General features: G+C 41.0%; 34 protein-coding genes. 5 read left to right on the top strand and 29 right to left on the bottom strand.

What is annotated here, in order from left to right:
• Positions 1 to 107 precede the first annotated feature (107 nt).
• Positions 108 to 656, top strand: a complete 549-nt coding sequence (locus G6069_RS01455) for a YceI family protein (RefSeq protein ID WP_197293144.1) — start codon at positions 108 to 110, stop codon at positions 654 to 656.
• A gap of 63 nt (positions 657 to 719) precedes the next feature.
• On the opposite strand, the gene tenA is transcribed toward G6069_RS01455, so the two are convergent.
• Positions 720 to 1373: a thiaminase II gene (gene tenA, locus G6069_RS01450; protein WP_197293143.1), complete on the bottom strand. Its 654-nt coding sequence runs from the start codon at positions 1371 to 1373 to the stop codon at positions 720 to 722.
• Positions 1374 to 2100: 727 nt separating this feature from the next.
• On the opposite strand from tenA, the gene G6069_RS01445 reads away from it, so the two are divergent.
• The 4 genes from G6069_RS01445 (at position 2101) to G6069_RS01430 (ending at position 4456) form a co-directional block, all read left to right on the top strand.
• The gene (locus G6069_RS01445) at positions 2101 to 2466 is read left to right on the top strand and encodes a pantothenate kinase (RefSeq protein ID WP_165508608.1); all 366 of its coding nucleotides are present in this window, start codon (positions 2101 to 2103) and stop codon (positions 2464 to 2466) included.
• Positions 2467 to 2505: 39 nt separating this feature from the next.
• Positions 2506 to 3015, top strand: a complete 510-nt coding sequence (locus G6069_RS01440) for a hypothetical protein (RefSeq protein WP_079373421.1) — start codon at positions 2506 to 2508, stop codon at positions 3013 to 3015.
• A gap of 176 nt (positions 3016 to 3191) precedes the next feature.
• Positions 3192 to 3854, top strand: a complete 663-nt coding sequence (gene pnuC / locus G6069_RS01435) for a nicotinamide riboside transporter PnuC (protein WP_079373420.1) — start codon at positions 3192 to 3194, stop codon at positions 3852 to 3854.
• Entirely contained in the window at positions 3842 to 4456 is a 615-nt protein-coding gene (locus G6069_RS01430) for a thiamine diphosphokinase (protein WP_197293142.1), read from the top strand. The genes pnuC and G6069_RS01430 overlap by 13 nt, the downstream gene beginning before the upstream one ends.
• A 633-nt stretch (positions 4457 to 5089) precedes the next feature.
• Here the strand turns inward: G6069_RS01430 and rplQ are convergent.
• The 28 genes from rplQ to rplC form a co-directional block, all read right to left on the bottom strand.
• A complete protein-coding gene (rplQ, locus tag G6069_RS01425) occupies positions 5090 to 5440 on the bottom strand; it encodes a 50S ribosomal protein L17 (RefSeq protein ID WP_001216119.1) in 351 nt (116 codons plus the stop codon).
• On the bottom strand, positions 5440 to 6474 hold the full coding sequence (locus tag G6069_RS01420) for a DNA-directed RNA polymerase subunit alpha (RefSeq protein ID WP_197293141.1): 1035 nt from the start codon (positions 6472 to 6474) through the stop codon (positions 5440 to 5442). Before G6069_RS01420 ends, rplQ begins: the two co-directional genes overlap by 1 nt.
• Before the next feature lie 11 nt (positions 6475 to 6485).
• Positions 6486 to 7112, bottom strand: a complete 627-nt coding sequence (rpsD, locus tag G6069_RS01415; RefSeq protein ID WP_000135247.1) for a 30S ribosomal protein S4 — start codon at positions 7110 to 7112, stop codon at positions 6486 to 6488.
• Between the two features lie 9 nt (positions 7113 to 7121).
• Positions 7122 to 7517 (bottom strand): 30S ribosomal protein S11, encoded by a 396-nt coding sequence (rpsK, locus tag G6069_RS01410; RefSeq protein ID WP_001129289.1) that lies wholly within the window; start codon positions 7515 to 7517, stop codon positions 7122 to 7124.
• A gap of 22 nt (positions 7518 to 7539) precedes the next feature.
• A complete protein-coding gene (gene rpsM, locus G6069_RS01405; RefSeq protein WP_079360276.1) occupies positions 7540 to 7902 on the bottom strand; it encodes a 30S ribosomal protein S13 in 363 nt (120 codons plus the stop codon).
• A gap of 3 nt (positions 7903 to 7905) precedes the next feature.
• Positions 7906 to 8019, bottom strand: coding sequence for a 50S ribosomal protein L36 (rpmJ, locus tag G6069_RS01400; RefSeq protein ID WP_000868339.1), 114 nt, complete (start codon positions 8017 to 8019; stop codon positions 7906 to 7908).
• A gap of 78 nt (positions 8020 to 8097) precedes the next feature.
• Complete coding sequence (infA, locus tag G6069_RS01395) at positions 8098 to 8316, bottom strand: translation initiation factor IF-1 (RefSeq protein WP_000090248.1); 219 nt, start codon at positions 8314 to 8316, stop codon at positions 8098 to 8100.
• A complete protein-coding gene (map, locus tag G6069_RS01390) occupies positions 8316 to 9077 on the bottom strand; it encodes a type I methionyl aminopeptidase (RefSeq protein WP_001008111.1) in 762 nt (253 codons plus the stop codon). Before map ends, infA begins: the two co-directional genes overlap by 1 nt.
• Positions 9077 to 10339: a preprotein translocase subunit SecY gene (secY, locus tag G6069_RS01385; RefSeq protein ID WP_001030180.1), complete on the bottom strand. Its 1263-nt coding sequence runs from the start codon at positions 10337 to 10339 to the stop codon at positions 9077 to 9079. Before secY ends, map begins: the two co-directional genes overlap by 1 nt.
• Positions 10340 to 10378: 39 nt before the next feature.
• The gene (rplO, locus tag G6069_RS01380; protein WP_000522167.1) at positions 10379 to 10780 is read right to left on the bottom strand and encodes a 50S ribosomal protein L15; all 402 of its coding nucleotides are present in this window, start codon (positions 10778 to 10780) and stop codon (positions 10379 to 10381) included.
• Positions 10781 to 10797: 17 nt separating this feature from the next.
• Positions 10798 to 11241, bottom strand: coding sequence for a 30S ribosomal protein S5 (gene rpsE, locus G6069_RS01375; RefSeq protein ID WP_001860543.1), 444 nt, complete (start codon positions 11239 to 11241; stop codon positions 10798 to 10800).
• A 14-nt stretch (positions 11242 to 11255) separates the two neighbouring features.
• Positions 11256 to 11612 (bottom strand): 50S ribosomal protein L18, encoded by a 357-nt coding sequence (rplR, locus tag G6069_RS01370; RefSeq protein WP_000991861.1) that lies wholly within the window; start codon positions 11610 to 11612, stop codon positions 11256 to 11258.
• A gap of 13 nt (positions 11613 to 11625) precedes the next feature.
• Positions 11626 to 12162 carry a 50S ribosomal protein L6 gene (gene rplF, locus G6069_RS01365; protein ID WP_000086582.1) on the bottom strand — a complete coding sequence of 179 codons (537 nt, stop codon included), beginning with the start codon at positions 12160 to 12162 and terminating at the stop codon, positions 11626 to 11628.
• A gap of 10 nt (positions 12163 to 12172) precedes the next feature.
• The gene (gene rpsH / locus G6069_RS01360) at positions 12173 to 12568 is read right to left on the bottom strand and encodes a 30S ribosomal protein S8 (protein WP_000245805.1); all 396 of its coding nucleotides are present in this window, start codon (positions 12566 to 12568) and stop codon (positions 12173 to 12175) included.
• Positions 12569 to 12577: 9 nt separating this feature from the next.
• Positions 12578 to 12763: a type Z 30S ribosomal protein S14 gene (locus G6069_RS01355; protein WP_001085694.1), complete on the bottom strand. Its 186-nt coding sequence runs from the start codon at positions 12761 to 12763 to the stop codon at positions 12578 to 12580.
• Positions 12764 to 12772: 9 nt separating this feature from the next.
• Positions 12773 to 13318, bottom strand: coding sequence for a 50S ribosomal protein L5 (rplE, locus tag G6069_RS01350; protein ID WP_000467371.1), 546 nt, complete (start codon positions 13316 to 13318; stop codon positions 12773 to 12775).
• A 12-nt stretch (positions 13319 to 13330) separates the two neighbouring features.
• A complete protein-coding gene (gene rplX, locus G6069_RS01345) occupies positions 13331 to 13552 on the bottom strand; it encodes a 50S ribosomal protein L24 (RefSeq protein ID WP_000834240.1) in 222 nt (73 codons plus the stop codon).
• Entirely contained in the window at positions 13552 to 13920 is a 369-nt protein-coding gene (rplN, locus tag G6069_RS01340) for a 50S ribosomal protein L14 (RefSeq protein ID WP_000616110.1), read from the bottom strand. Before rplN ends, rplX begins: the two co-directional genes overlap by 1 nt.
• Positions 13921 to 13922: 2 nt before the next feature.
• Positions 13923 to 14183, bottom strand: coding sequence for a 30S ribosomal protein S17 (gene rpsQ / locus G6069_RS01335; protein ID WP_001092746.1), 261 nt, complete (start codon positions 14181 to 14183; stop codon positions 13923 to 13925).
• Between the two features lie 14 nt (positions 14184 to 14197).
• The gene (rpmC, locus tag G6069_RS01330; protein ID WP_000877895.1) at positions 14198 to 14398 is read right to left on the bottom strand and encodes a 50S ribosomal protein L29; all 201 of its coding nucleotides are present in this window, start codon (positions 14396 to 14398) and stop codon (positions 14198 to 14200) included.
• Complete coding sequence (gene rplP / locus G6069_RS01325) at positions 14385 to 14810, bottom strand: 50S ribosomal protein L16 (protein ID WP_000928961.1); 426 nt, start codon at positions 14808 to 14810, stop codon at positions 14385 to 14387. The genes rpmC and rplP overlap by 14 nt, the downstream gene beginning before the upstream one ends.
• 2 nt (positions 14811 to 14812) lie before the next feature.
• On the bottom strand, positions 14813 to 15517 hold the full coding sequence (gene rpsC, locus G6069_RS01320; RefSeq protein ID WP_000529972.1) for a 30S ribosomal protein S3: 705 nt from the start codon (positions 15515 to 15517) through the stop codon (positions 14813 to 14815).
• A 3-nt stretch (positions 15518 to 15520) separates the two neighbouring features.
• A complete protein-coding gene (rplV, locus tag G6069_RS01315; protein WP_000030375.1) occupies positions 15521 to 15889 on the bottom strand; it encodes a 50S ribosomal protein L22 in 369 nt (122 codons plus the stop codon).
• A gap of 9 nt (positions 15890 to 15898) precedes the next feature.
• Positions 15899 to 16180, bottom strand: a complete 282-nt coding sequence (rpsS, locus tag G6069_RS01310; protein WP_000091385.1) for a 30S ribosomal protein S19 — start codon at positions 16178 to 16180, stop codon at positions 15899 to 15901.
• A 10-nt stretch (positions 16181 to 16190) separates the two neighbouring features.
• Positions 16191 to 17021 carry a 50S ribosomal protein L2 gene (gene rplB, locus G6069_RS01305; protein WP_000985807.1) on the bottom strand — a complete coding sequence of 277 codons (831 nt, stop codon included), beginning with the start codon at positions 17019 to 17021 and terminating at the stop codon, positions 16191 to 16193.
• Between the two features lie 15 nt (positions 17022 to 17036).
• Complete coding sequence (locus tag G6069_RS01300) at positions 17037 to 17318, bottom strand: 50S ribosomal protein L23 (RefSeq protein ID WP_000763613.1); 282 nt, start codon at positions 17316 to 17318, stop codon at positions 17037 to 17039.
• A 3-nt stretch (positions 17319 to 17321) separates the two neighbouring features.
• The gene (rplD, locus tag G6069_RS01295) at positions 17322 to 17969 is read right to left on the bottom strand and encodes a 50S ribosomal protein L4 (protein ID WP_053576800.1); all 648 of its coding nucleotides are present in this window, start codon (positions 17967 to 17969) and stop codon (positions 17322 to 17324) included.
• 34 nt (positions 17970 to 18003) lie between these two features.
• Positions 18004 to 18579 (bottom strand): 50S ribosomal protein L3, encoded by a 576-nt coding sequence (rplC, locus tag G6069_RS01290; protein WP_000395323.1) that lies wholly within the window; start codon positions 18577 to 18579, stop codon positions 18004 to 18006.
• Positions 18580 to 18604 lie beyond the last annotated feature (25 nt).

The raw sequence follows: 18604 nt of genomic DNA, 5'->3' as shown, positions 1-18604 counted from the left end.
TGGGGATTTTTTGTATTATACCTTAAAACAGATGATTAGGAGTATTTTACCATTAACCAATTTGTTGTATAGTTGGCGTTTTTAATTCAAAATGAAGTGAGGAAACAATGAAAAAAGCGTTAATGTTCACCCTTTTTGGTGTTAGTCTGGTGTTTGCAAAACCTTATACGATTGATAAGGCAAACTCTAGTGTGTGGTTTGAGGTTAAACACTTCAAATTCAATGAAACAAGAGGCGTGTTTGATAGTTTTGATGGCAAAATTGATGCCGATCCTAATACCAAGGCTCTCAATGTTTTTGAAGGTAAAATTGATATTAAAAGCATTAACACCAGGAACAAAAAAAGAGACGACCACTTAAGGACAGCAGAGTTTTTTGATGCCATGAAATACTCCAAAGGGAGCTTTAAAATGACCAAATACGAAGATGGTAAAATCCATGGGGATTTGACCCTTCATGGCGTAACCAAACCTGTCGTATTGGAATCCAAAATCCAAGCCCCCTTACAAAACCCCATGAATAAAAAAGAATTCATGGTGTTACAAGCTGAAGGCAAAATCAACCGCAAGGATTTTGGTATCGGTAAAACCTTTAGCGACGCTGTCGTCGGGGATGAGGTAAAAATTGAGCTCAAACTAGAAGCTTACGCCCAATAATCGTTTTGTAAGAGATAGATATTTTCTTCTCTTGCGTTTTTCTAACAGCACAAAAACTTTTACTCAACTTTGATACGCCATATCCCAAAACTGGTATTCGTATTTACTTGTAGTGATAAAAATGTCCTTTAATTTTTCAATTTCTTGTTTTGAAGAAGCGAGGGTGAGGGAATCAAGCAAATTAATATTCCAATTTACGCACGCTTGAAATTCTTTGGAACTATAGCCCTTAATCCAATGCCCATAAAAGGCATGTTCTAAAGCGTTGGGGATTTGGTTTAAATTTTGCGCGATCACTAAATAGCTCCAACCACAGGATAGAACAGCCGCCGCAACTTCTTTGATAGAACCCTTAAACCCTTCAGCGAGCATGTAGCTTGTATAGGATTTATTCGCTAGAGTGGGGCGTGCGTTTTGCAATTCTTTTTGAGTGATTTGAAGTTCTCTAATGTAATGGTTATGGATACTCATCTCGTTATTCAAAATATCCTGTATAGCGTTAGAAAACTCTCTCATCACCGCTTCATCACAAGCCTTAACTACGCCCAAAGCAAACACTTTAGCGTATTCTAAAAGAAACAAATAATCCTGAATAATATAAAAACGGAATTTATCTCTTTCTAAAGTCCCACGCCCTATGCCTTGAACAAACGGATGGGAAATGCAATCCATCCAAATAGATTGTGCGTTTTGATACAGATATTGTGAAACTTGCATTTTTACACTCCTAAAATCCAATTCAACACGCATTCTAACACGAAAGCTATCAACATGGTATAAAAATTTGTTGTTAAAAAGATTTGTGAGTGGGCTCTTGTTTTCAAAAATTGAACGCTGTATTAAAATATCTGTGATTTTGAATAGCGGTTAATGATATTATAGGGCTTGTATTACCTTTATGTTGTTTAAAATTGGCTATCCTTTGTAATCACAAAAGGTTAATTCCATCTCGCTCTGTAGGTTTTGATTTTTAGAAGTTTTTATTATGGGAACTTGTAGTATGGCACTTACAAGATAGGAGTCAATCTTAGGTGCATGGTTTCAAACCTATTACAGAGCGAGATGGAACTAACCTTACTATTTATGATTGGTTTAATCTCTGTATGAAGTCATATCGGCTGAAACTTAAAATAGTTTAGCATAAAAATAAAAAAGCGTCTAATATATTCAAAATAGGCGTTCAATTTTTAAGCGGTTGGTGTAAAAACGCAATTAAAGGCTTTAATGCTTGAAACTTAACGCTCTAAAACGCTTAAAAAATGCTAAAACCATAAAACCAATGATTTACTTTAATCCTGTAATTTGTGAATAAACAAAACATTTATTGAGCTTCTTGTGATATTTTTCCGATCTATAACAATGCTTTTAATAGGGTTGTGGTATAAATATTCTTATCAAGGTGTGCCCAACATGCTTTGAATCTCAATTGATGAAAGGATTTGTTATGAGTGGATTAAAAACATTTAGTTGTGTAGTGGTTTTATGCGGTGCAATGGCTAATACGGCTATAGCTAGTCCTAAAATAGAGGCAAGGGGTGAATTAGGCAAACTTATAGGGGGTGGTGTTGGGGGTTTTGTTGGTGATAAAATTGGAGGAGCAATTGGGGTTCCTGGAGGTCCAGTGGGTATTGGATTAGGGAGATTTCTTGGTAGCACAGCAGGAGGATATATTGGGTCTGAAATAGGCGATAGGGTAGAAGATTATATCCGTGGCGTTGATAGAGAGCCTCAAACTAGAGAACCACAAGCCCCAAGAGAACCTATCCGTGATTTTTATGATTACGGCTATAGTTTTGGGCATGCTTGGTGATCTTAAATGAGCCAAGGTGATGGTGGGGAAGGAAATAACATGGATACTACAAAAGAGAACTTGAATGGCTCAAAAAATCGTTTGAGCGATTGGGAATATCAATGGGCAGTGGCTCTAGTCTATACGATATGTATCTCCATAAACGCTAGGATTTTTTATGACATGGATGGTTCAGCTAGCGATTCGATTTTTGACCCTAAAAATAGCTATTATATGTGGCTAGTGGGTCTAATAGCGGCTTTGTTGTCTAATCTCTTGTTTGACCCACGAGGTAGGGATTGTTATAAATTCTTACAAGTAGGATTCCCCAAGTTTTTGAAAGCCATTTTTAAGGCTAGGTTTTTTGGTGCGTTTTATAACGCTGTGTTAGGATCAAGACTAAGGGATTTTTATGTGATGCTTTTAACGATGCCCTTTATTGCCGCCATCCATGAGATCTCGGCGTATTGTGGGCATCCTAGCAACTTCCTTATAGAGGGTTTGGTTATGCTTGGCTTTCTTGTGTGTTTTGGGATTTGTTCTAGGCTTTGCGCTAAATTAGGGTGGTGATTTAACTCAAATGGCATTAAATTGAGGGGGACATAAAAACTTTAAAGCGCATTCTCACTGATTTGTGTTACAATAAGGAGCATTTAAGGGGTGCTTTTTAAAAACGCTCAAATTTTTAAAAGGCTGAGATCAAACCCGTAGAACTTGTCAAGGTAATTCTTGCGTAAGGAAATAGCATGTTAATAACCACCCAACTATCCAAACGATTTTACGCCACACTCATTCTTTCTTGCGTGTTTTTGATCGTTACTAATATCCTTGTCAAAGGCTCGTTTATCAATCTTTTAGCAGGGCTTAGTGGGGTTTTGTATGCGTTTTTTGCCGGAGAAAGGCAAACAATTTGCTTTGTGTTTGGTCTTGTTTATAATTTGAGTTACGCTTATGTCGCTTATCAGTGGAAATTAAACGCTGATGTGATTTTATGCCTTTTTTTGTATATGCCAGTAACGATTTATGGGCTATTTGCGTGGAAAAAGACAGAGCAGCATGAAGGTGCTATTAAGGCTCAAAAACTTTCTAAAAATTGGCGTTTTATACTCATTTTAGGCGTAGGGGTTTTAACTTGTGTGAGTGCTTTGTTTTTTAAAGAGATTAAAACGAATTTTTTATGGGCAGAGAGTTTTAATTTCGTCATCTTTATTATTGCTTTTATTTTGCAGGTTTTGCGTTATACGGAGAGTTATGTTTTAATGACTTTGGGGAATATCGTGTCCATTATCGTGTGGTTTTGTATTTTCCAAATTTCTACAGAGAGCTTGGTGCAACTCTTCACAACGATCCTATACCTTTTTATTGGTTTGTATTATTTTAACCGTTGGAACCAGTCATGCAAGCAGTGATTTTAGCGAATGGGGAGTTTCCTAAATCCCAAAAATGCTTAGACCTTTTAAAAAACGCTCCCTTTTTAATCGCATGCGATGGGGCTGTTATATCATTGCATGCGCTTCAATTCAAACCCAGCGTTGTTATAGGCGATCTAGATAGCATTGATTCGCATTTGAAAGCTTTGTATAACCCTATACGCATGAGCGAACAAGACAGCAACGATTTATCCAAAGCCTTTTTTTATGCCTTGAATAGGGGCTGTGATGATTTTATTTTTTTAGGGTTGAATGGCAAGCGAGAAGATCACGCTTTAGCGAACACTTTTTTATTGTTGGAGTATTTTAAATTTTGCCAAAAAATCCAAGCCATAAGCGACTATGGTCTTTTTAGGGTGTTAGAAACCCCTTTTACTTTACCTAGTTTTAAAGGGGAGCAAATCTCGCTTTTTAGCCTGGATCTTAAAGCCCGATTCACTTCTAAAAACCTCAAATACCCCTTAAAAAACTTGCGTTTAAAAACGCTCTTTTCTGGTTCGCTCAATGAAGCTACAGATCATTTTTTTAGCCTTAGCTCTGAACCTAAATCGGTGGTGTTGGTGTATCAAAAGTTTTTATGAGCGGGTTTTGTTAGGCAAGTTTTTGTCTGTATATTGCGCCAAATTAAGGAGCATTTGAATAAGCAAGTATAAAAAGATTGATTCAGTCTCGCTTTGTGTGGCAAAGGCGGTTGTAGTTTGCGTTTTCATTATGCATTGTGTGGCGGACACAATGATAGGAGTTCATGATTTTTTAACAAAACCACTACAAAGCAAACAAATCAACCCACTACCCATATCGGCTAAAATCCAAAGTAGTTTAGTATAAAAAATAACCAAGATCTGGCATGTCTAAAACACAACCCATCTGGCTCAATCTCCAGCAGTTGGATTTCTTAAAATCATCAAACCAATTAGAAGCCTTAATAAAAATGCAAGAAATACCGCTCAATTAAAGGGTGGGATAGAAGCGAGTTTTGAGTTTATTTTGATTTTTTAAAAAATAGGGTTTTAGTTACTTTATTTTTGCCGTTTTGAGATTATCGCTTAACTAAGCTCTTTTATATTTTGATCACAGAAAATGTTTTTTAGCATTTTTTAAATTTCATGATCAATAAAACAAAGTCAAAGCTTTTAAGTGCTTCTTTTAAAAAGATAAAATCAAAGCGATAACCACCAACCAAGACTAAATCTTGGCTAGCAGTTCATCAAATTTCATACAAATTCAATGGTGGCTAGAGTGGAAGCGTCCCCTCTTCTAAAAGTGGTGCGTTGGATCCTGGTGTATCCGCCATTCCTTTGCGCGTATTTGGGCGCGATTTCAGTTACAAGCTTGTGGGTGGCTTCTTTGTTTTGCAAATATGCAAAAACATGGCGGTGCGCATTAAAATCGCCCACACGAGCCGCTGTCGTTAATTTCTCAATGTAACTGCGCAATTCCTTAGCCTTATAAATCCCTGTTTCAATTTTGTTATGCTCAATCAAAGCGATCGCTAAATTCTTTAATAACGCCTTTCTGTGCGAGCTGGTTCTCCCAAGCTTGCGGTATCCGTGTTTGTGTCTCATCAGTCGTTACCTCCTTTGTCTTCTAATTTTTCTAATCTTTTCTTTAAACTCTCTCTTTGTTCAGGGCTTAATTCTGTGCCTACCGGATAGCCCAAATCATTCAATTTTTCAGCGATTTCATCATAGGATTTTTTACCCATGTTCTTCACGCCCTTAAGTTCTTCTTCGCTCATCAACACGAGTTCGCCCACATACTTGATGCCGATTTTATCCAAGCAATTAAAACACCTAGCGCTCAAATTCATGCTTTCAATCTTAGCGCTCAAATCTTTAGCGTCATCTCTTTGAGTGTAATCGCCTGAATACTCCGTGTTAGCAATGGGCCTTTCACCAAAAACGCCCAGTTGCTTGCTCATCACTTTCACCGCTGATAAAAACGCTTTATAAGGGTCAATCTGCCCATCTGTTTCAATATCAAAAATGATTTTTTCATAGTTAGGATCGCCCTCAACTAAAACATTTTCAATCTCATAAACGACATTTTTAATCGGCGTGAAAGAGCCGTCTAGCGGTATGTAGCCCTCAGGCATCAATTCCCTTGTGTTTTCGCTTGGGACATACCCCATCCCTTTATAGATAATGAGCGAAAAATTCAATTGAGCGTCTTCGTTGATTGTCGCTAGGGGCATTTCCGGATTGACGATTTCTATATGCTCAGAATTCAAATCCCTAGCCCTAAGCTCCATAGGCCCTTTAAAAGAATAATCCACTACAACCGATTGGTTTTCCAAAGAGCTATCCTGCCCCACTAACGCCTTAGCTATAAAGCGGATATTCTTTAAATTCATGATAAAAAGCGACACATCTTCAGTAACCCCCCTTAAAGAGTCAAACTCATGATGGACGCCTTCAATCTTTAAACCTACAGGAGCATACCCCACAGAGCTTAAAAGCAAGAGCCTTCTAATAGGATGAGCGAGCGTAACAGCGTAACCAAACTCAAATGGAGCCAGAGAAATCTTAACCCGATTGCCCTCTTTCTCTAGCACCTTAATTTCTGATGGGATCAAAGGTGCTGTTTTGATAACTTTCATGCTCTAACCCCTTACTTAGAATACAATTCTACAATGAGTCTTTCTTCAATAGGGACAACCACTTCTTCTCTTTCAGGGTAGCGGGTGAATATGCCGTATTTTTTATCTTTTTCCACATCAATCCATGGCACAATCCCTGTTTGAGCTGTCAATTCCATCGCACGCACCACTTGAGGGTTGCTCTTGGTTTTTTCTTTGATCTCAATTTTTTGCCCTGAACGCACGAAATAAGAGGGAATGTCCAAACGCTTACCATCCACAAGCACATGCCCATGCGTTACCAATTGCCTAGCAGAGCTTCTAGTGGTCGCAAACCCCATGCGATAGACGACATTATCCAATCTTCTTTCAATCAAACGGATAAGGTTTTCACCCGTATTGCCGTCCAAGCGATTGGCTTCCACAAAAATACTCCTGAATTGCTTTTCAGAAATGCCATACATCATTTTAGCTTTTTGCTTTTCTTTCAATTGCAACCCGTAATCAGAAGTCTTAGCGCGCCTTTGCCCATGCTGGCCTGGCCCATAAGCCCTTTTATCTAGCGCGCTCTTCCCGCTCAACCGCCTTTCACCTTTTAAAGCTAAAGAAACCCCAAAACGCCTTTCTAGTCTTTCTACTGCGCCTCTATATCTTGCCATAAAGCCTCCTTACACTCTTCTTCTTTTAGGGGGTCTGCAACCATTATGAGGGAGCGGGGTGATGTCTTTAATCCAAAGCACTTTAACGCCCTCTGTCGCGCCCACGCTCTTAATAGCGGTCTCACGCCCACTACCTGGCCCTTGAACCTTAATGCCCACTTCTTTAACGCCATGCTCTTTAGCCTTGCTTAGAGCACTTTCTACAGCTTGTTGGGCCGCATAAGGGGTGGATTTTTTAGAGCCTTTAAACCCTAAACCGCCCGCCGTGCTCCAGCAAATCACATTGCCCATTTCATCAGTGATCGTGATGTTGGTGTTGTTAAAGGTCGCTGAAATATAAACAACCCCTCTCGCAATATTCTTTTTGACTACTTTCTTTTTAGCCGTTACATTTCTCTTAGCCATTAAATCATCATCTCCTTATCCGCTACTTGCTACCCACGGTTTTTTTCTTACCCTTACGAGTCCTAGCGTTATTTTTGGTGGTTTGGCCTCTCACAGGAAGACCCTTACGATGCCTGATCCCACGATAATTCCCTAAGTCCATTAAGGATTTAATATCCATTTGAACTTTTTTACGCAAATCGCCCTCTACTGAGTAGCTTTGTTGGATTTTTTTAGCGATACTAGACACTTCATCTTCGCTCAATTCATGCACGCGTTTGTCAAAAGAAATGCCCACCGCTTCTAAAATCTCTCTAGAACTCTTAAGCCCAATCCCATAAATATAGGTAAGGGCATACTCTACTCTCTTCTTTTTTGGTAAATCCACACCAGCAATCCTTGCCATGCTTTATCCTTGTCTTTGTTTGTGTTTAGGGGTAGCACAGATCACTCTAATAACGCCCCTTCTTTTAATGATTTTGCACTTATCGCACATCTTTTTCACTGATGGCCTGACTTTCATGATTTTTCTCCTTTGAAAAAATTAGGCACTACTAAAAACTTTTATACTAACATATTTTCATTGAAATAACCCTTAAATTCATTTATATCTAAAAGTTATCCGACCCTTGTCCAAGCTATAGGGCGTAAGCTCTAGCTTGACCCTATCGCCTAAAGCAATCCTAATATAGTGCATGCGCATCTTTCCAGAAATACGGCACAACACCACATGCTTATTGTCTAATTCCACCTTAAAAGTGGCGTTAGGCAACGCCTCAATCACTTTCCCATCCACTTCTATAACATCATCTCTTGCCATTAACGCTCCGTAAGAATCACTGCTTTATTGCCAACTATGGCGATAGTATGCTCATGGTGGCTTGTGTTAAGCCCATCCACTGAAACCACGCTCCACTTATCCGCTAGTATTTTAGGCTCGCCCTGTTTTTGACACACCATAGGCTCTAAGCAAAATACCATGCCCTCTTTGATTTTAGGGCCGCTATTAGCTTTGACGCCTTTTTCTAGGTAATTGGGGATTTCTGGCTCTTCATGGGGTTTTTTACCAATGCCATGCCCACAAAACCCCTTCAAAGGCACAAAGCCCCTTTCTGTAATAGCGCCCTCTAAAATCTGACTCAACTCTTTAAAATGCATGCCCACTCTAATTGAGCTAATGGCATGCATCAAGCTCTCTTTAGAGCAAGCGAGCAATTTTTCATCTTGCGGGCTTATCGCGCCTATGGGGAGAGTGATTGCCGAATCGCCATAATAGCCATCCACCTCCACCCCCAAATCCAAGCCTATAATATCCCCTTCTTGTAAAACATAATCCGTAGGAATGCCATGAATGACTACCTCATTTAAAGACATGCACACCGAGTTGGGGAAACCATAAAGCCCCTTAAAAGCAGGCCTAGCATGAGAGGATTTGATAAAATCTTCAGCCATTTTATCCAGCTCTAAAAGTGAAACCCCAGGCCTTACTTCTCGCTCTAAAAGGGCTAACGCTTGTGCGGTCAATTCCCCGGCTTTTCTTAGGGCTTTGATTTCCTTTGGGCTTTTAATAGAGATCGCCATTAAAAGCCTACCGCGCTTAAAGTTTTATACTTGCTCATATAAATTTGCGCTTCAATCTTTTTCATGGTATCAATAGCGACTTGAACCACAATCAGCACCGCCGTGCCTCCAAAGTAAAAAGGCACGCCCATAGCCTTAACCAAAATCCAAGGCACGGTAGAAATGAGCGCCAAGTACAACGAACCCCACAAAGTGAGTTTGCTCGCTACAGCATTCAAAAACGATGAAGTCCCCTCTCCAGGCCTAAGCCCTGGAATATACCCGCCATTACGCCTCAAATTATCCGCAATATCCTTAGAATTGAACACGATAGAAGAATAAAAATAAGCGAAAAAGATGATGAGTAAGAACATCAAAATATTATACGCATACCCTTGCGGGCTTAAAAAATCCGCAATCGCTTGCAAGGTTTTGTTGCTTGTGGCTTGCTGTAAAATCGTAGAAGGGAACACGAGCAAAGCTGAAGCGAAAATGGGCGGGATCACCCCGCTTAAATTCAATTTAATAGGAATGTAATTCATGATGCGCTTGTTTTGGTTTTGCATCACCACTTTACGCGCATAAGAAATAGGGATCCTGCGCTCGGCTAATTCCACATAGATGATCGCAAAAATCGTCGCTAAAACAATCAACACAATACCAATGAGCATTAAGATATTGATCACGCCCGTATTGACCAAATTGAATGTGCCTGAAATGGCTGATGGGATCCCTGAAACAATCCCAGCAAAAATAATAAGGCTGATCCCATTCCCCACGCCTCTTTGCGTGATCTGCTCCCCTATCCACATGAGCAGCATCGTCCCTGTAAGCATAGAAAACGCTGAAACGATCATAAAAACTTGCATATCAATCATGATCGCTCCATTGGCTCCTCCACTAATGCTCCTTAAGCCCACTGATACGCTCACCGCTTGGATTAGGGTGATTAAAATGGTTAAATAGCGCACGATTTGCATGTATTTTTGCATGCCGTCTCGCTCTTTTTTCATTTTAGCCAGGTTGGGGAAAGTCGCGCTCAAAAGCTCCATGATAATTGAAGAAGTGATATAGGGCATGATACCCAAAGAGATGATGCTCAAGCGAGAAACCGCATTCCCACTAAACATGTTAAACAACCCCAAAGCGTTGTTGGAATTGCTGTCAAAAAAAGCCTTGATCGCTGCTAAATCTACGCCAGGAATGGGGATATAAGCTAAGACTCTGTAGAGAAATAAAAAACCCAAAGTGATGAGTATCTTACTAGCAATGGCCTTATTCATAACTTATTCCTCTTAAATCAAGCTGATACAACAGGGGCATTATTTCTGCCCGCTTGTTTTGATTCTCTCATCTTTAATTTTAGAAGCCAAGTTTTTAGCGTCTTTACCGATCAATTTCACGCCCTCAATATAAAGGGGGAAATGGTGTAAAGCGCGCAAGCTTGAAAAAGTGATTTCTTCTAAATTTTTAATCGCTTCATTCTTTTCCACATTGATAGAATAGATATGAGAATCTTTAGTCCTAAAACCTATTTTAGGCAAACGGCGTTGTAAGGGTTGTTGCCCTCCTTCAAAGCCTCTTTTAGCCTTATAACCTGTCCTTGCGGTTTGACCTTTACCGCCTCTTGTGGCCGTTTTTCCCATGCCGCTTCCTTGACCACGGCCCACTCGTTTGATTTTTTTAACGCTACCTTTAGCCGGTTTTAAATTTTCTAATCCCATTACAATATCCTTTTTAACTACGCCTTGATTTTCGCTAGAGCGTCAAAAGTCGCGCGCACCACATTATAGGGGTTGTTGGAGCCTAAAGATTTGGTGAGAATATCCTTAATGCCTGCTAATTCCACGATAGGGCGCGTTGAACCCCCAGCAATCACTCCCGTTCCCTCACTTGCCGGTTTGAGTAAAATACGGCTTGCGTTGTATTTATGCTCAATATCATGAGCGATAGTCGTGCCTTTAATCGTTACATGAATCAGGTTTTTAAACGCATCATCTACCGCTTTTTTAATCGCATCAGGGACTTCCTTAGCCTTGCCCAAACCAAAGCCTACAAGCCCATTTTTATTGCCCACAACCACTAAAGCGTTAAAACGAAACCGCCTACCGCCCTTAACCACTTTGGTTACGCGGCCAATATTCACAACGACTTCTTGAAACTCTTCTCTGTTAATCTCTTCCATACCTTTCCTTTCTGTCATAGAGCGATCCCATTCTCTCTCAAGCTTTCAGCAAACGCTGCCACCACGCCATGATAGAGGTAACCATTCCTGTCATAAACCGCTCGCTCAATCCCTGCTTTTTTCAATTCTTCAGCAAAGAGAGCGCCTAATTTTTTAGCGTCTTCTTGCGTGTTTTTAAAGCCCATTTTCCTGCCGTCAATATGCGTTATGGTGCTTTGTTTAGTATCATCAATCGCTTGCGCATAAAAATAGCGGTTGGAACGAAAAACGCTCACCCTAGGCCTTAATTTATCGCCCAAGAGCTTGCTTTTGATTCTTAATTTTCGGCGATCTCTTAAGGCTTTCTTTTTATACAATGCTTTTGCGTTCATCATTTCACCTTATTTATTTTTTAGCTGTTTTACCAGCTTTTCTAATAATGACTTCATTGCTGTATTTCACGCCCTTGCCTTTGTATGGCTCTGGGGGTCTGAAGCTCCTGATTTCAGCGGCGACTTGCCCTACTTGTTGCTTATCGCTCCCTTTGATAGTGATCGTGTTTTTTTCCACCACCATTTCAATCCCTGCTGGAATGGGGTATTTCACCGGGTGGCTAAAACCCAAGCTCAAATCCAAAGTTTTATGACCCAAGGCCACCTTATAGCCCACGCCATTGACTTCTAAAGTCTTACTGAAACCGGCGCTTAATCCTATTACAATGTTATTCGCTAAAGCCCCATAAGTCCCCCAATAAGCCCTAGACTGTGCGTCTTCGCCCACAGGTTGGAAGCTCAATTGGTTGTTTTCAAGCGTGATTTTCACTCGGTTGTGAGTTTCTAACTCATGCTTTTCTTTGCTGTTTTTAAAAAGAAGCTTGCTCCCTTCCACGCTCGCTTGCACAGAGCTTGGGATTTCAATGATTCTTTTCCCGATTCTTGACATTTTTAATCCTTTACCAAATGCTGCAAAGCACTTCGCCACCGACATTTTGTCTGTAAGCTTCTTCGTTAGTGATCACACCCTTAGAAGTGCTTACCACAATCACGCCATAGCCATTTTTAAAGCGCTTCAACTCGTTTTTTTGCTTATACACACGACGACCGGGCTTGCTTAAGCGCTTCACTTCGCTGATTTTTGAATGCCCTTTTTCATCATAAGCCAATTGCACATAAACCGATTGTTTCTTGTCTTTATCTTTGACATTGAAATCTTTAATGAAACCCTTTTCTTTAAAGATCTCTAAGATAGAAACCACGATCTTTGCGTAATAAAGTTGCGTGAATTCTAAACGGCGCATAGAAGCGTTTCTCAAACGAGTTAATGAATCTGCAATTATATCATTTACCATATCTTATCCTTACCAACTGGCTTTTCTCAAGCCTGGGATGAGTCCCTCACTGCCCATTTTTCTAAGGCACACCCTACAAAGCCCAAAATCCCTATAAACCGAATGAGGTCTCCCACAAATGCGGCATCTCGTATAGGCTCTCACTTGAAATTTTGGTTTCCTTTGAGCCTTTGCTATCATTGATTTTTTAGCCATATTAACCCCTTATCTCACTTTTGCAAAAGGCAATCCAAGCAATTCTAACAACTTGAACGCTTCTTTATCGTTGTCCGTAGAAGTTACCATAGTGATGTTCATGCCATGACTGACCATAATATCATCATAAACCACTTCCGGGAAAATCAACTGCTCATTGATCCCAAAGGTGTAATTCCCGCGCCCATCAAAGCCATTCCGTGAGATCCCTCTAAAGTCTTTCACTCTGGGCAATGAAATCACAATCAGCTTTTCTAAGAAATTATACATGCGTTTATTCCTTAAGGTAACTTTCGCCCCTACCGCCATGCCTTCTCTGATCTTAAAGCCTGCAACGGATTTTTTCGCTTTAGTGATCACGGCTTTTTGCCCTGCAATCAAAGAAATCGTTTGCGCGATATTTTGCATGATTTTCATGTCTTTTGCATAAGCCCCAGCACCCACGCTGATAACGATTTTTTCTAGCTTGGGCAAAAGCATGGGGTTTTTGATGTCTAATTCTTGAGCGAGTTTCGCCCTCACTTCATTTTGATAAAATTGTTTCAAACCAAACATGTATCCAACTCCTTAGGCTTTCTTCACATTGGAAATGTGCATGGGCTTTTCTTTTTTAATAAAGCCCCCTTTAGGGTTATCATCAGTAGGTTTAATCGCTTTTTTCACCACCTTACACCCTTCAACAACCACTTGAGAAGTCTTAGGCAACACCGCTAAAACCTTAGCGACCTTACCCTTATCGTCTCCTGCAATGACTTTCACCATGTCATTTTTCTTGATTTCGCTTTTCATTACACAACCTCCGGCGCTAGAGAAATGATTTTCATAAAATTAGCGTAACGCACTTCTCGGCTCACTGGCCCAAAAATCCTTGTGCCAACAGGATCTTTTTTAGCGTCCAAAATCACTGCTGCGTTGTCATCAAAACGCACCAAAGAACCATTTTTCCTTTGGATTTCTTTTTTCGTTCTCACCACAACGGCTTTGACGACTTGACCGCGCTTCACCTTACCATTAGGGATAGCTTTTTTCACGGAAGCCACGATCACGCTACCCACGCTCGCATAGCGTTTATGACTGCCTCCTAACACCTTAATGCACATGATTTCTTTCGCGCCACTATTGTCAGCGACATTCAATCTCGTAAAACTCTGTATCATGCTTATACTCCCACCACTAAAATTTCTTTAAGCGTGAAGGACTTGGTTTTAGAAAGCGGTCTGCACTCAATCGCGCTCACAAAATCCCCTACTTTCACCTGATTGTTTTCATCATGGATAGTGTATTTTTTAAACTTTTTAACAATCTTGCGGTATTTTTCATGCACCACTTTTCTTTCCACAAGAATCACAGCGCTTTTTTCAGCAAACTTGCTGATAACCTTGCCTTGCACCAGCCTTTTATGCGGCTCTTTTGTATTCATTGCTTACCCTTTTTTTACTCAACGCTAGAAGAATAATATGCGTTAATGGCCGTGTTAATGCGAGCGATATTCCTTCTAGCTTTCTTAATCTCGTTAGGATTACTCAATTGCATGGTCTTTAACTTAACGCGCAACTCAAAAAGCTCCGCCTTTTTAGCATGCAACAACTCTTCTAATTCCTTGATACTTTTATCTTTCAATTCAGTATATTTCATTTTCGCTCTCACAAGTTACAATTTTGGTTTTAAAAGGAAGTTTGCTCTGAGCTAACGCTAAAGCTTCTCTCGCTAGTCCTTCTTCAATGCCTAGCATTTCATAAACGATCCTGCCCGGCTTGATATTCATCACCCATTTTTCCACAGAGCCTTTACCTTTACCCATTCTCGTTTCTAAAGGTTTGGCGGTCAAAGGCTTATCGGGAAACACTCTAATCCACACCTTACCCGCTCTTTTAATGTGCCTTGTCATGGCCACCCTTGCGGATTCAATCTGGCGTGAATCAATCCTCCCATGCTCTATGGCTTTAATCGCAATATCCCCAAACGCAATAGAGTTACCACGATGGGCTTTCCCACGATTGCGCCCTTTCATTTGCTTTCTGTATTTTGTTCTTTTTGGCATTAACATGATTATTGCCTCCCTCTTCTGCTTCTTCTAGGCTCTCTTTCTTCTTTAGCCTCTTCTTTTTTCTCAAATTGGATGCCTTTTTGCAAAACTTCCCCTTTGAAAATCCACACTTTCACGCCAATAATACCATATACCGTCATCGCTTCAGCAAAGCCGTAATCAATCTTAGCCCTTAAGGTGTGTAAAGGCACGCGCCCTTCCATATACCATTCGGTGCGAGCGATTTCAGCCCCTGCTAAACGGCCAGAAACGCGCACCTTGATCCCTTTAGCACCGGATTTTAACGCCGCTTGCATGACTTTTTTCATCGCGCGGCGGAAAGCGACCCTTTTTTCTAGCTGGGTGGCTACATTTTCTGCGGCTAATTGGGCGTCAGCTTGGGGGCGTTTGACTTCTTTAATATTAATGGAGACTTCTTTTTTAATGAGCGTTTTTAAGCCTTCTTTGACTTTTTCAATATCCACGCCTTTTTTACCAATGATAAGCCCTGGGCGAGCCGCTACGACCGTAACGCGCAGTTTTTTAGCCGCTCTTTCAATCACAATCTCGCTCACGCCAGCGTAATAAAGCTCTTTTTTAAGGAACTTCCTAATTTTATTGTCTTCATCAATATTGCTTGGAGCGGTGCGAGCGCTAGGGAACCATCTGGAAGTCCAATTCCTATTAATACCTAATCTTAAACCTACCGGATTAACTTTTTGTCCCATGCCCTACTTACCTTCTGCTTGATTTTTTTTATGGCTTTTAGAAGATTTCATTTCTTTTCCTTCTGCTACTTCTACGAATACATGAGATGTTGGCTTTCTAATGGCTGTGGCTCTGCCTTTAGCTCTTGGAATGGAGCGCCTAAGCACAGGGCCAGCATCCACTCTACAAGAAACAATCAGAGCGCTCTTGGCGTCTAAAGAGCCGTTAGCGACCGCAGAAGCCACCACTTTTGAAAGCACTCTAGCGGCTTTATTGGGCGTAAATTCCAAACTAGCGATCGCTAATTCAGCGTTCATGCCTTGAATCTGTCTTGCAATCAATCTGGCTTTAGTAGGAGATAACCGCACAAATCTTAATAACGCTTTACTCATTCTGCCCCCTTACTTGCCAATCTTTTTTTGGACACTGCCTTTGTGCCCTTTAAAAGTTCTTGTAGGAGCGAATTCCCCTAACTTATAACCCACATGGTTTTCTGTGATATACACAGGGACAAAAACCCTTCCGTTATGCACATTATAAGTAAAACCAATCATTTCAGGCAAAATGGTGCTTCTTCTAGACCATGTTTTAATCGGGCGGTTATCCTTACCCTCTTTTGCCTTGAGCGTTTTTTTCATCAAGTGGTCGTCTATAAAAGGACCCTTTTTAATTGACCTAGACATTCTTTAACCTTTATTTATGTTTCTTTCTGGAAATGATGAGCTTGTCGCTAGCTTTTTTCTTTCTAGTTTTATAGCCCTTAGCTGGAGTGCCCCAAGGCGATACAGGATGACCGCTTGTCCCTGTTTTACCCTCACCCCCACCATGCGGGTGATCCACTGGGTTCATCGCGCTACCACGAGTTTGTGGGCGAATGCCTCTGTGGCGGTTACGCCCTGCCTTACCGATAGAGACATTGATAAAATCCTCATTCCCTACCACACCAACACTCGCCATGCATTCGCTTAAAATGTAGCGCATTTCAGAGCTTGGCATTCTAATAATGGTGTATTTATTTTCTCTACCCATGATTTGAGCGCTCATCCCTGCGCTTCTGGCTAATTGCCCGCCAGCCCCTGGATGCATTTCAATGTTATGCACCACCGTTCCTATAGGGATATTTTTTAACTTCATCGCAAAGCCCACTTTAATATCCAAACCGCCTTCAGCAGCAATAACGCTATCGCCCACTTTCAAACCGCTTGGCTGTAAAATATAGCGTTTGTCCCCATCAGGATAGACTACAAGAGCGATGCGCGCGTTTCTGTAAGGATCATACTCAATCGCAGCCACTTTCCCTTCAATATTGTATTTATTGCGTTTGAAATCAATAATGCGATAGAGTTTTTTAGCCCCTCTCTCTTTGTGGCGGCTAGTGATTCGCCCGTTATTGTTTCTCCCTGCTGTCGCTTTAAGCTTAGTGAGTAAGCCTTTGACACTGCTTTTTGCGGTAATGTCTTTAGAGTCCAACACCGACATGAAGCGTCTGCTTGGGGTGTAGGGCTTATAAGTTTTAATCGCCATAACGCTTTCTCCTTTCTACGCGCCAAGGGCGGCAATGCTAGCGCCCTCTGGAACTTTCACATAAAATTTCTTAAACGACTTTCTTTGTCCAAGCTTCCCTCTAAAGCGTTTCACCTTACCTTCTTGTTTCAAAGAATTGATTTTCAAAGGCTCAAAGCCAAAGTAAGTTTTAAACACTTCTTTGAGCTGGTTTTTGGTTACATTTTGAGCCGTTTGGACCACTAAAACACCTTTTTCTTGCAATCCTAATGACTTTTCAGTGTAAAGAATTGACTTTATATCCATGATGTCTGCCATTTTTTACTCCTCTGTCTTATCTTGCACCACATGCTGAAACGCTGCTTCTTCCATCACGACAGAGCTAAACGCCGCTAAAAGATAAGCGTTTAACTCGCTCACATCAACAATAAGGCATTTTTTAAGGTTACTAAAGGCTAACTCGGTGTATTCGTCCATGTTCATGCACACAAACAAAGTGTCTCGTTGCTCCAAAGCCTGGAACATTTGGTTGGCTTCTTTAGTCAAATGCTTTCTTTTGTTGTCTTCAACCACGCCTTTTATAGCGATTTTTTCCACCACAAAAAGCTTGTTCGCTTGCGCTTTTTCTTCTAAAGCGTATTCTAAAGCCAGGCGTTTTTGTTTTTTATTGATTTTAAGGTTGTAATTGCGCTCATTCGTAGCCCCATGAGAGACACCCCCACCCACAAACACAGGCGAAGTGATGCTCCCTGCTCTGGCTCTTCCGCCCCCTTTTTGCGCCCAAGGCTTCCTGCCGCCCCCGCTCACTTCAGCACGGTTTTTACTTTTAGCGGTATTAGCGCGCACAGAAGATAAATAATGTTTCACATAAAGATAGAGGTTATGGCTGTTGATACCCTCATATCTTTTAGGTAACTCCACGCTACCCTTTTCTTTCAAATGGCTGTCTAAAACGATGGCCTTACTCATATCAAACCCTTTATATTATATTCAATGTATGGTTTTATACCGCTCTAATGCGTCCATAAGCCCCAGAAAAGCCGGCCACTGAACCCTTTAGCACTAATACCATACTTTCTTTATCAAAAGAGAGCACCTCGTTTTGGCAAGTAACTAGCTCATTGCCATAATGCCCTGCCATTTTCCTACCTTTTTGCACTCTTCCTGGCCATTCTCTGTTACCAATAGAGCCAGGACGGCGATGGAAACGGCTCCCATGCGCTGCAGGCCCGCCTTGGAAATTCCAACGCTTCATCACCCCCGCAAAGCCTCTCCCCTTAGTTTTAAAGCTCGCTTTAACCCTTTTAAGCGTTTCTAAAGCGCTCAAATCCAAATCGCCCAACTCTTGTTGTTGGGAAGCTTTTAAGGTAGCGAAGTGGTTAAACTCTTTGCTGAGTTGGTATTTCTTTTGCTGGCCTTCAATCGCCTTATTGTGTTTTTTATGCATCGCATAGGCCACTAAAGCTTTCCCGTTTTCTAGCTGGCACACTTTCGCTTGCAAGACTTTAAGCAAGGTTACAGGTGTGCTGTTAGCATCAATCGTGCGGCTCATGCCTATCTTTTGAACTAAAAATTCCATATCTAACCCTTATTTTATTATCTCA

It is taken from the genome of Helicobacter pylori, from assembly GCF_017594925.1.
GTDB lineage: Bacteria > Campylobacterota > Campylobacteria > Campylobacterales > Helicobacteraceae > Helicobacter > Helicobacter pylori_DP.
Note: the sequence above shows the minus strand (reverse complement) of the source record. Positions and strands in the feature narration are given on the sequence as shown.